Consider the following 11,872-nt stretch of genomic DNA (forward strand, 5'->3'; position numbering starts at 1 on the left):
TGAGTATTCCTGAGTACGAGTTATTCCACTAGCCGCTGGTTTTAGTATTTGGCCTACTGTAGGCCAAATGGTTATAGCAGATTTAAAATTATGCCAGCTTTAAACGTTTGTTCGTTAAAAACTTATGTTTGTTAAGAGCTTATGTTTGTTAAGAGCTTATGTTCGTTGAAAGTTTATGTTTGTTAAAAGCTATGACAACTTAACCTGCGTCGCTTTGATGTTTTCACTTGGATAACAACCCAACACTTTTAGGTGACGAGTAATGGCAGTTAGTTCTGTTATCGCTTGCTGCATATTATCTGCATCCAAGTGTGCTTCTAAATCAACGTAGAACATCTCTTCCCATGGGTTACCCATGATAGGACGAGATTCCAGCTTAGTCATGTTGATACCCAAGCGTTGTAGGATTAGTAGAGTTTCTACCAAAGAACCCGCCTCTTGAGAAGTCGACATGATCAGTGTCGTTTTAGCTGGGATTTGAGTTGATACTTCTACCGGCTTACGCGCCACAACGATGAAACGAGTGTGGTTCTCAGTTTGGTTTGCAATGTTGCCTTGGATTGGCTGAAGCCCATAAAGCTTGCCGCTCGATGCATTGCCAATTGCTGCCACATCATCGCCCTCCAGATCTTTAACCTTCTTCATTGCATCAGCTGTACTTGCGCAAGACTCAAGGCTGACACCTTTAAGACGACTCAAAAATTCACTGCACTGTTGGTGAGGTTGTGGGTGTGAATAGAGGGTTTTGATGTCTTCTAAACGAATATCATTTTTCGCAACTAAGCAGTGTTCGATAGGCTGAGACAGCTCACCCACGATGTATAGTGTTGTATGTTGCAGAAGGTCATAAACTTCGTTGATTGAACCAGAACTGGTGTTCTCAATCGGCAGCACACCGTAATCGGCATGACCAGATTCCACCGTCGATGCCACTTCTTTGAAGTGATTGCAGTTAAGCTCTATCAATTCCATATTCTTGCGGCTGAAATATTCACGGCTAGCAAGATGAGAATATGAACCTTTAGAACCTAAGAATGCAACTCGAGCCAGAGGTTTACGGCTTTGCGGGTTCGCTAGGTTTTGTAAGTATGACTGCTGTAGTAAAACCGAATCTTCGATGATGGTGTGAAACAGTTTAGTAATGTACTGCGCATCAAGCTCATATTTATCTTTGCCGTTGTTAATCAGCTTAACCAGAAGCTGCTGCTCACGAACGGCATCGCGTACAGGTTTTGATGTTTCTACCTTGCTTTTCGCAACTTCGATACTGAGTTTGCGACGTTCGGAAAGTAAACTCAGCAGTTCGTCATCTAAATCATTAAGACGAAGGCGGATATCATCCAGTGAAATTGAACGGTCAGTCATAAATGTGTCCTTATAAAAAAGCCTCCCTAGTGTGGGAGGCTTCTTGTTCGTTTTTGACTTGTTTTTCTAAAACGACTCAGCCTCCGATTTACGGAAGAAAAAAGAAGTCAAAAATAAACAAAGATTGAGTGTGCATAAAAAGTGATTGTTTTATGAATGTTTAAACACAATAAGCAAGCGAGCTACGAGCGTCAAGCAAAAAAATAGCGCCCTGAGGCGCTATTTTTTAATCTGTTCTCTTTCCTTATTCTACTTCAGCTTCTAGCTCTTCGATTTCAGGCTTTTCAGCGCGGCGCGCTTCAGGTTTATGGCGTAGCTTGTTGAGTTGACGCTCTAGTTTTTGTTCTACTTCGTTGATAGCTACGTAGAGGTCGTCATGGATTGATGAAGCAACAAGTTGGCCTTTTGGTACGGTTAGAACCGCTTCAAATTTTTTCTTCTTGTTTGGTTCTTCGCTAAAGCTCGCTTGGCAGCCAATGATGTCTACTTGCCATTTATCCAGCTTTTTAAATTTGCTTTCTATGTGATCACGGATTGCAGAGGTAATGTCGATGTTTTTACCAGTGATGTTCATTTTCATAGAAGTTTTCCTCTGTTGTATCCCTCATGGGTTAACTTCAGATTACGACTTTCAGGAATAAAGAATGTGATCTAGATCTTGTTTTGGTTGGGTGGGATAAGCATTAAAATCAAATGTGATCTCACGCAAGTCTTAGTATCTTTTTGGCGAAAAATGCTTGTTATCTCTATGAAAAACGATAACTTGGAGGCAAGGCTTCGCTAAAAATTAAACCAGTTTTTAGGGGCGCCTTACAGCTTATTGAAAGTGTTTGATTGAAATTTACTCAATAGTGTTTTGTGATGTAGATCTCGTGATATATATCACTATGTAAGCTTTCTCTGAATTTGATAAGCAAAAGCCGCATAAGTTTTCTTATGCGGCTTTTGTGTTTTTAATTTTCCTTAGCACCTTAGCACCTTAGCACCTTAGCACCTTAGCACCTTAGCACCTTAGTTCCCCTGGCTCTTAGGGTTTAAGACAAACTAATCGTTGGTTTTTAGTAGTCTCGCTGTCCCATTTTCTCGGATAGCATTGATAGCTTGTAACTGCTTATAGATTACAAAGTAACGGTTGATGTTGGCGACATAGGTCACCGGTTCTTTGCTCACGTATTTACGAGTGATGATTTCTACGTTTTTAAACCAGATGTTTGGGTTGTAACCTTTCTGCTTGGCAATGCGCCTCATCTTTCTGATCTTAGCAGGACCAGCGTTGTAAGAAGCCAAAGTGAAGTAGATTTGATTATCTGGCGTAATGGCAGGGTCGTCAAAATACCTGTCCTTAATGAAACGCATGTATTTCACGCCCGCATGGATGTTGTTATCCACCTTATGTATGTTTTTGATGTTGACGTTTTTGTCTTTGGCGGTACTTGGCAACACCTGCATCACACCAATAGCTCCACGGTGAGAAACCCGGCTTTGATCCAGTCCTGACTCTTGGAAACCTTGTGCAGACATCATCAAAGGGTCGAATTCGTATTTACTCGAATACTTTTCAAAAACATCTGACAGCTTAGCCACTCGGTCTATTTTATTTGGGTTGAGCGCTCTACCTAACCAGCGAGTGTTGTCGATGTATTTCTGATAGATAACATTTCCAAGTAGGGTACCTGTTCGTGCCGTCTTGACGTATTTGTTGATCTCTTTTTTTAGTTGAGGGCTATTTTTTCTTAATGCCCACGCTATTTGGCCATTTTCACGTAAGGGTAAATCGTGATGGACCTGAATGTTTTCCATTACGTCAGTCCATAACTTTGCTTTATGGCTATCTAGGATTGTGCCTTGTATATAGCCTTGGTTGACCAACTCTATCAGCTCGTAGTCTTGCAATGACTCCTCAATAAAGTGGACATGCAGCGGTGGTAAGTCTAATTCATTCAGTTCTTTATTGACTCTTTGTACACTCTCGAAGTAACTCGAACTTGCACGGATCCAAACCTCTTTACCGCTCAGTTGCTTGATTTCGGTGATAGGAGCTGAGTTCTTTCCTGTGATAATCAGTTCTTTTCCATCTTTAATCATTGGGTCGGAAAAATCGATGATTCGCAATCGCTTGTCGGTGATCGTCAGGTTCGCGACAGCGACGTCGCCATAACCAGATTCTAATGAGGGAAGTAGATCATCTCGCTGCACTGGGATAATTTGAACATTGAGGTAGGGATGCTTCTTACGAAGGCTCTTCTCAAAGTGGTAGAGCATTTCAGCCACGATGCCTTTTGGTTTGCCATCCTCGATATAATAAAAACCAAGATCAGCAGACACGAGCACTCTAACCGTCCCTTTGGTTTTGAGCTCATCTAAGTCACCCATGTAAGGCTTGTTGCTTAACGGGGACAGTTCTAATGCGTAGGATAATTGGCTAAATAGCGATATCCAGATAAATAATAACAACCTACTCACATCCACACTCCATGTTGATGTTTTGTTAAAAGTTATCTTTTGAAGATACCGTGTATTATGCGATTCATCAAGTTTACGAAATTAAGTTCAAAAAAAACGCGCTAATAAATTAGCGCGTTTTCGATTAAATATGACAACGTTGATTAAGGCAGTGGGTTTAACTCAATCAATTTTTCTGTTCTTGAAGCTGCGTCTTCTAAACCTAGTTGTTTATAAGCTTCTAACTGAATATCCAAAGACTTACGTGCAGCAATGGTGTCTGGGTAAGTCTTCTGCAGCTCTTGTGTTCGGTTTACAGCTGCAATCCAAGCTTCACGGCGTAGGTAGAAATCAGCGGTTGCTAAGTCATACTCTGCGAGGCGGTTCTTAAGTGCGAACATGCGTTTTTGCGCATCTTCCGCATAAGGGCTGCTAGGGAAGCGTTCCAGTAGTCGTTTGAAGTCAGCAAACGCGAGTTTCACTGGCTCTGGATCTCGGTCACTACGGTCGATATTAAAAATGTCGTGCATGAAGTTACGGTCTTGTGCCATGTGCGTTAGGCCGCGCATGTAAAGCACCCAGTCTTGTTTTTCATGAGTCGGGTTTAAGCGTAGGAATCGAGAAATGGTGGCAAGGCCTAACGCCAAGTCATCATTTTTGTAGTACGCGTAAATCAGATCTAGCTGTACTTGTTCCGAATAGGCGCCGAATGGGTAACGAGAATCTAAAGCTTCTAGCTTTTCGATTGCAGAAAGCCAGCTACCGCTCTGCAGGGACTCTTGAGCGTCAGAGTAAAGAACCGATGGTGGTACATCCGGTACTATTTCTTCAGTACTTGAACAGCCAACTAAGAGTGATACGGCTAATAGACCCGATAAAGTAAAGTGTTTCATGTCAGGCGTCGATTCCTTGAATTAAATATTTCGTAAGCTTCCGTTACTTTCTAACCAGTAACAGATACAATGATGCAATTATTCTATTTTATCCATACTAATGGGTATTAGTCTCACGGTTTTTAAAAAAGTTCGATATGGCTCAGCAGATAACATTAACAGACACAGTAAAAAGCAGCCAGTTAGGTCAACGTTTAGACCAAGCTGTCGCTGAACTATTTACCGATTTTTCTCGCTCTCGTATTAAAGAGTGGCTTCTTGACGGCAAAATCCAAGTGGATGGCGAAGTTATCACTAAACCGCGCACCATAGTTTTGGGCGGTGAAGCGATCATCCTACAAGCGGAGCTTGCAGATGAAGAGCGCTGGGAAGCACAAGATATTCCGTTAAACATTGTCTATGAAGATGATGATTTATTGGTTATCAATAAGCCTCGCGATCTGGTTGTACACCCAGGTGCAGGTACGCCGGATGGAACCATACTAAACGCATTGCTTTTCCATTACCCTCAGATTGCAGAAGTACCTCGTGCGGGTATTGTGCACCGTCTTGATAAAGACACAACAGGTCTTATGGTTGTAGCTAAGACGGTTCCAGCTCAAACTCGCCTTGTACGTGCACTTGCTAAACGTCGTATCACTCGTGAATATGAAGCAATTGCTATTGGTAAAATGACCGCGGGTGGTGTGGTTGAGAAAGGCATTAGCCGTCATGCAACTAAACGTACTTTAATGGACGTGAATGAATTGGGTAAGCCTGCGGTAACTCACTACCGTGTTGCGGAGCACTTCCGCGAACATACTCGTATTCGTCTACGCCTAGAAACAGGTCGTACTCACCAAATCCGTGTTCACATGTCATACCTTCAGCATCCTCTGTTAGGTGATATTGCATACGGTGGTCGTGCACGTATTCCAAAAGGTGCATCTGAAGAGCTGACGACAATGATTCGTTCTTTTGATCGCCAAGCGCTACATGCTGTAATGCTTAAATTTGTTCACCCTATTACTGGTGAAGAAGTTGAGTTCCACGCACCTGTTCCAAATGACATGGTTGTGATGGCAGAAGCATTACGTGTTGATGCTCGCGAAAACATAGAAGACGACATTTAATCGTGTCAATGATCATCCCTGACTGGAACGCACCAAAAAACGTGAAAGCATTTGCTTCGACTCGTTTCGATGGTTGTTCTACAGGTGCTTATCAAGGGTTAAACCTCGGTATGCACGTTGGGGATGATACTTCGTTTGTTGAAAGCAATCGAATATGGCTAAAGCAACAATCTAAGATGCCCACAGCTCCAGTATGGCTAAATCAAACTCACTCAACGGATGTCGTTACGGTTTTAGAACCGGTGACGAATGTTCTTGATGCTGATGGTGTATTTACCTCTGCAAAAGGTGTCGTGTGTTCAGCGATGACGGCTGATTGCTTGCCAGTACTTCTTACCGATACCAAAGGCACTCAAGTCGCGGCTGTTCATGCGGGTTGGCGTGGTCTTGCTGGTGGCATTCTTGAAAATGCCGTCGCAAAGTTTTCAAATCTAGATTCAGATAATCAGATCATGGCTTGGCTTGGCCCAGCAATTGGCAAAGATGCATTTGAGGTTGGCAACGATGTGTTGGAAGCTTTTGTTCGTTTTGACACTCAAGCGAGATTAGCATTTCAAACCAAAGCTGAATCTGGCAAATGGCTGGCAAACATGTCTCAACTCGCGACTCAACGATTAATGAAAGTTGGCGTGACTTCAGTGACAGACTCGAATCTATGTACATACGCAGATTCAGATGCTTTCTATTCTTATCGCCGTGATGGCATTACTGGACGTCAGGCTACATTTATTTGGTTAGAGTAATCTCTGGCTAGCACAACCACTCATCCAGCCTATTTATATTTTCATATAAGCTCTATTCTTCACTCTTATCCCTTGAAAATCCGCGTTACCGTATCCATCTTCTAACCATAAGATAAACATATCTAAGAGTAGGAAGGTTGGCATGCGTCTCGATCGGTTCACTAGTAAATTCCAAATTGCGATATCTGATGCTCAGTCGCTCGCATTAGGTCGTGATCACCAATATATAGAACCTGTACACCTAATGGTGTCTTTGCTTAATCAAGATGGCAGTGCGATTCGTCCATTGCTTACTATGCTGAACATTGATGTTGTTCAATTGCGTTCTAAATTGAGCGAAATATTAGACCGAGTGCCAAAAGTAAGTGGTATTGGTGGTGATGTTCAGCTTTCGAGTGCCATGGGAACGTTGTTCAACCTATGTGACAAGGTCGCGCAAAAGCGCCAAGACAGTTACATATCTTCAGAAGTATTCCTACTCGCTGCAATTGAAGACAAAGGTCCTTTAGGGAACTTACTTAAAGAGTTAGGCCTTACTGAGCAAAAACTATCTCAAGCTATCGAGCAAGTTCGTGGTGGTCAAAAAGTCGATGACCCGAATGCGGAAGATAGACGCCAAGCATTAGAGAAGTTCACCATTGATCTGACTGAAAGAGCAGAGCAAGGCAAACTAGATCCTGTGATTGGTCGAGACGATGAAATCCGTCGTACTATCCAAGTACTTCAACGCCGTACTAAGAATAACCCCGTTATTATTGGTGAACCTGGTGTCGGAAAAACGGCAATCGTTGAAGGTTTGGCGCAGCGCATTATCAATAATGAAGTACCGGAAGGCTTGAGAGGGCGACGAGTTCTTTCATTAGACATGGGCTCTTTGATTGCAGGTGCTAAATATCGTGGTGAATTTGAAGAGCGCTTGAAATCGGTTCTCAACGAATTATCGAAAGAAGAGGGCAACATTATTCTCTTCATCGATGAAATTCACACCATGGTAGGAGCAGGTAAAGGCGAAGGCTCTATGGACGCCGGTAATATGCTGAAACCAGCATTGGCTCGTGGTGAGCTGCATTGTGTAGGCGCAACGACACTCGATGAACATCGTCAGTATATAGAGAAAGATCCTGCATTAGAGCGTCGATTCCAAAAAGTGATAGTCGATGAGCCAACCGTTGAAGACACAGTTGCGATTCTTCGTGGTTTGAAAGAGCGCTATGAACTTCACCATCATGTAGAAATTACTGACCCAGCTATCGTAGCGGCGGCAACGTTATCTCATCGATACGTTTCAGATCGTCAGTTACCAGATAAGGCGATTGATCTCATTGATGAAGCGGCTTCGAGCATTCGTATGCAGATCGATTCAAAACCTGAGTCGCTAGATAAGCTCGAGCGTAAAATCATTCAATTGAAGATCGAACAGCAAGCTCTCACTAATGAAAATGATGAAGCCAGTGAAAAGAGGCTTCGCACGCTGCAAAGTGAACTTTCTGAGAAGGAGCGGGATTTTGCAGAGCTTGAAGAAGTTTGGAACGCTGAAAAAGCGGCGCTTTCCGGGACGCAACATATCAAATCAGAGTTAGAACAAGCTCGTATGGATATGGACTTTGCAAGGCGTGCTGGCGATCTTAACCGAATGTCTGAATTGCAATATGGTCGAATCCCAGAGTTAGAGAAGCAGTTAGACCTCGCGACTCAAGCTGAAATGCAAGAAATGACCTTATTACGTAATAAGGTAACTGACGCTGAAATTGCCGATGTTCTTTCAAAGCAAACCGGCATTCCGGTTTCTAAAATGCTAGAGGCAGAAAAAGAGAAGCTTCTGAAAATGGAAGGTGTTCTGCATAAGCGGGTTATTGGGCAAGCCGAAGCGGTAGAAGTGGTATCGAATGCGATTCGTCGTAGTCGTGCTGGTTTATCCGATCCAAATAAGCCGATTGGTTCTTTCTTATTTCTTGGTCCAACGGGCGTAGGTAAAACCGAACTGTGTAAAACATTGGCTAACTTCATGTTTGATAGTGACGATGCCATGGTTCGTATCGATATGTCTGAGTTTATGGAGAAACACTCAGTGGCTCGTTTGGTTGGTGCTCCTCCAGGTTACGTTGGGTATGAAGAAGGTGGTTACTTAACTGAAGCTGTTCGTCGAAAACCTTATTCTGTGATTCTGCTTGATGAGGTAGAGAAAGCGCACCCTGATGTTTTCAATATTCTATTGCAGGTTTTAGATGATGGACGATTAACCGATGGACAAGGTCGCACGGTCGATTTCAGAAATACCGTAGTGATCATGACATCTAATCTTGGCTCTTCGAGAATTCAAGAAAACTTCAATACGCTCGATTACCAAGGAATAAAGAATGAAGTGATGGAAGTGGTAGGTAAGCATTTCCGCCCTGAGTTTTTGAACCGTGTTGATGAAAGTGTCGTGTTCCATCCATTAGGCCAAGCTCACATCGAGTCAATAGCCGCTATTCAGCTTGAGCATTTGAAGAAACGAATGGAAGACAACGGCTATGAGCTTGAAGTTTCGGACAAAGCACTGAAGTTGATCTCTCAAGTCGGTTTTGATCCTGTCTATGGTGCGAGGCCTCTTAAAAGAGCAATTCAGCAGAGTGTTGAGAACCCATTAGCGAAAGCGATACTTGCAGGGAAAATCAATCCGGATAAGAAAGTGCAGCTATTAGTGAATAACGACCGAATTATTGCTCACCAATAATCAAGGTAAGAACGATAGGTACGATTAGTCGAAATTAAGACGTAATCGTACCTATTTTGAACGCTTTGTGTGAATAGTGTCCGAACGATCGCCTGCTGCGGTCTTTTTTCGTTTTTGGCCTTGTGCAAAGGGGGATTCTCCCTATAATGCGCCTCCGTTGCCAGGGATAACTAAGCGGTTTGAACTAAGTAACGAGACGACATTAAGCATTTAAGATGCTTTGAAAAATTAGCTGGAAAAAGTGTTTGACACTGGAACCCAATTCGCTAGAATGGCCGTCCACTTAGAGAGGCTCCTTACTAAAAGGAACGCTAAATAAGTAAAGCTCTTTAACAATTTAAACCTATCAATCTGTGTGGGCACTCGTTGATGAATATCAAAACGTTTTATCTTCCCTTTTTATTAAGAGAAGTAAAACAGATTCCTCGGAATCAACTTTGGTTTCAATGAACTGAGTGACCAATACGAATAACTACTTTCTCTTGTAGAAAGAAAGTATTTGGCACAGTCAATTCATTATCTTTCTGTTGGAAAGATAATAGCTTTAGAATTACTTTTTGTAGTTTTGAAGTCAGTATTCATTGAGCCGACAAAATCTTAAATTGAAGAGTTTGATCATGGCTCAGATTGAACGCTGGCGGCAGGCCTAACACATGCAAGTCGAGCGGAAACGACACTAACAATCCTTCGGGTGCGTTAATGGGCGTCGAGCGGCGGACGGGTGAGTAATGCCTAGGAAATTGCCTTGATGTGGGGGATAACCATTGGAAACGATGGCTAATACCGCATAATGCCTACGGGCCAAAGAGGGGGACCTTCGGGCCTCTCGCGTCAGGATATGCCTAGGTGGGATTAGCTAGTTGGTGAGGTAATGGCTCACCAAGGCGACGATCCCTAGCTGGTCTGAGAGGATGATCAGCCACACTGGAACTGAGACACGGTCCAGACTCCTACGGGAGGCAGCAGTGGGGAATATTGCACAATGGGCGAAAGCCTGATGCAGCCATGCCGCGTGTATGAAGAAGGCCTTCGGGTTGTAAAGTACTTTCAGTTGTGAGGAAGGGTGTGTAGTTAATAGCTGCGCATCTTGACGTTAGCAACAGAAGAAGCACCGGCTAACTCCGTGCCAGCAGCCGCGGTAATACGGAGGGTGCGAGCGTTAATCGGAATTACTGGGCGTAAAGCGCATGCAGGTGGTTCATTAAGTCAGATGTGAAAGCCCGGGGCTCAACCTCGGAACTGCATTTGAAACTGGTGAACTAGAGTGCTGTAGAGGGGGGTAGAATTTCAGGTGTAGCGGTGAAATGCGTAGAGATCTGAAGGAATACCAGTGGCGAAGGCGGCCCCCTGGACAGACACTGACACTCAGATGCGAAAGCGTGGGGAGCAAACAGGATTAGATACCCTGGTAGTCCACGCCGTAAACGATGTCTACTTGGAGGTTGTGGCCTTGAGCCGTGGCTTTCGGAGCTAACGCGTTAAGTAGACCGCCTGGGGAGTACGGTCGCAAGATTAAAACTCAAATGAATTGACGGGGGCCCGCACAAGCGGTGGAGCATGTGGTTTAATTCGATGCAACGCGAAGAACCTTACCTACTCTTGACATCCAGAGAAGCCAGCGGAGACGCAGGTGTGCCTTCGGGAACTCTGAGACAGGTGCTGCATGGCTGTCGTCAGCTCGTGTTGTGAAATGTTGGGTTAAGTCCCGCAACGAGCGCAACCCTTATCCTTGTTTGCCAGCGAGTAATGTCGGGAACTCCAGGGAGACTGCCGGTGATAAACCGGAGGAAGGTGGGGACGACGTCAAGTCATCATGGCCCTTACGAGTAGGGCTACACACGTGCTACAATGGCGCATACAGAGGGCAGCAAGCTAGCGATAGTGAGCGAATCCCAAAAAGTGCGTCGTAGTCCGGATTGGAGTCTGCAACTCGACTCCATGAAGTCGGAATCGCTAGTAATCGTGAATCAGAATGTCACGGTGAATACGTTCCCGGGCCTTGTACACACCGCCCGTCACACCATGGGAGTGGGCTGCAAAAGAAGTGGGTAGTTTAACCTTTCGGGGAGGACGCTCACCACTTTGTGGTTCATGACTGGGGTGAAGTCGTAACAAGGTAGCCCTAGGGGAACCTGGGGCTGGATCACCTCCTTATACGAAGATACCACGATGAGTGTCCACACAGATTGATTAGGTTTAGAAAGTTTAAGAGTAGAAATACTTTTCCAGATGGGGCTATAGCTCAGCTGGGAGAGCGCCTCGCTGGCAGCGAGGAGGTCTGCGGTTCGATCCCGCATAGCTCCACCATCTTTAAGTGTTTTTCTTTGAAAATATTTAAAAATGGTTCATTAGTTTGAATCAAGCTCTTTAACAATTTGGAAAGCTGACTGATTGATTTACTTACGAGTAATTCAATCAAATTTAAAAGTTCTCAATGTTTATCTGCTCTTAGTTAATAAGAACGGTATAAACACAACAAACACATTCAAGTGTCTTGTATTCGAATCAATGTTTACATTGATTCACAATTGAGTCCGGCAAACAGTCATTAAGAATTAACCCTTCTTGATGACAACCAAAAACCTTGGTTAGTTGCCATAC

The 11,872-nt window shown here is 43.9% G+C and carries 7 protein-coding genes, 1 tRNA gene, 1 rRNA gene and 1 other annotated feature; of the genes, 5 read left to right on the forward strand and 4 right to left on the reverse strand.

Annotation, left to right across the window (positions count from 1 at the left end; all coding sequences use genetic code 11):
* Positions 1-189: 189 nt before the first annotated feature.
* The 4 genes from pheA to DUN60_RS01290 all read right to left on the reverse strand — a co-directional run bounded on the left by pheA (position 190) and on the right by DUN60_RS01290 (position 4,700).
* Positions 190-1,365: a prephenate dehydratase gene (gene pheA / locus DUN60_RS01275; protein WP_004735035.1), complete on the reverse strand. Its 1,176-nt coding sequence runs from the start codon at positions 1,363-1,365 to the stop codon at positions 190-192.
* 12 nt (positions 1,366-1,377) lie between these two features.
* Positions 1,378-1,499: a sequence feature (Phe leader region), on the reverse strand.
* A 110-nt stretch (positions 1,500-1,609) separates the two neighbouring features.
* The gene (gene hpf / locus DUN60_RS01280; RefSeq protein WP_004735034.1) at positions 1,610-1,945 is read right to left on the reverse strand and encodes a ribosome hibernation-promoting factor, HPF/YfiA family; all 336 of its coding nucleotides are present in this window, start codon (positions 1,943-1,945) and stop codon (positions 1,610-1,612) included.
* A gap of 464 nt (positions 1,946-2,409) precedes the next feature.
* The gene (locus DUN60_RS01285; RefSeq protein ID WP_339373939.1) at positions 2,410-3,834 is read right to left on the reverse strand and encodes an MltF family protein; all 1,425 of its coding nucleotides are present in this window, start codon (positions 3,832-3,834) and stop codon (positions 2,410-2,412) included.
* A 137-nt stretch (positions 3,835-3,971) separates the two neighbouring features.
* Positions 3,972-4,700 carry an outer membrane protein assembly factor BamD gene (locus DUN60_RS01290; RefSeq protein ID WP_114633000.1) on the reverse strand — a complete coding sequence of 243 codons (729 nt, stop codon included), beginning with the start codon at positions 4,698-4,700 and terminating at the stop codon, positions 3,972-3,974.
* Positions 4,701-4,837: 137 nt separating this feature from the next.
* Between DUN60_RS01290 and rluD the strand changes: the two genes are divergently transcribed.
* The 5 genes from rluD (at position 4,838) to DUN60_RS01315 (ending at position 11,578) form a co-directional block, all read left to right on the forward strand.
* Positions 4,838-5,812, forward strand: coding sequence for a 23S rRNA pseudouridine(1911/1915/1917) synthase RluD (gene rluD / locus DUN60_RS01295; RefSeq protein WP_054548366.1), 975 nt, complete (start codon positions 4,838-4,840; stop codon positions 5,810-5,812).
* An 8-nt stretch (positions 5,813-5,820) separates the two neighbouring features.
* Positions 5,821-6,555, forward strand: coding sequence for a peptidoglycan editing factor PgeF (pgeF, locus tag DUN60_RS01300; RefSeq protein ID WP_114633001.1), 735 nt, complete (start codon positions 5,821-5,823; stop codon positions 6,553-6,555).
* A gap of 142 nt (positions 6,556-6,697) precedes the next feature.
* Positions 6,698-9,271: an ATP-dependent chaperone ClpB gene (gene clpB / locus DUN60_RS01305; protein ID WP_054548364.1), complete on the forward strand. Its 2,574-nt coding sequence runs from the start codon at positions 6,698-6,700 to the stop codon at positions 9,269-9,271.
* 599 nt (positions 9,272-9,870) lie between these two features.
* Positions 9,871-11,425: ribosomal RNA gene (locus tag DUN60_RS01310) — 16S ribosomal RNA — on the forward strand.
* A 77-nt stretch (positions 11,426-11,502) separates the two neighbouring features.
* Positions 11,503-11,578 (forward strand) — tRNA-Ala (locus tag DUN60_RS01315).
* The last annotated feature ends 294 nt before the right edge of the window (positions 11,579-11,872 follow it).

The organism is Vibrio splendidus, assembly GCF_003345295.1.
Classification (GTDB): Bacteria; Pseudomonadota; Gammaproteobacteria; order Enterobacterales; family Vibrionaceae; genus Vibrio; species Vibrio splendidus_K.

Excerpts from the sequence above, each read along its gene's own strand:
- hpf (WP_004735034.1), bottom strand. The coding sequence starts at position 1,945 with ATGAAAATGAACATCACTGGTAAAAACATCGACATTACCTCTGCAATC.
- pgeF (WP_114633001.1), top strand. The coding sequence starts at position 5,821 with ATGATCATCCCTGACTGGAACGCACCAAAAAACGTGAAAGCATTTGCT.
- DUN60_RS01290 (WP_114633000.1), bottom strand. The coding sequence starts at position 4,700 with ATGAAACACTTTACTTTATCGGGTCTATTAGCCGTATCACTCTTAGTT.
- clpB (WP_054548364.1), top strand. The coding sequence starts at position 6,698 with ATGCGTCTCGATCGGTTCACTAGTAAATTCCAAATTGCGATATCTGAT.
- pheA (WP_004735035.1), bottom strand. The coding sequence starts at position 1,365 with ATGACTGACCGTTCAATTTCACTGGATGATATCCGCCTTCGTCTTAAT.
- rluD (WP_054548366.1), top strand. The coding sequence starts at position 4,838 with ATGGCTCAGCAGATAACATTAACAGACACAGTAAAAAGCAGCCAGTTA.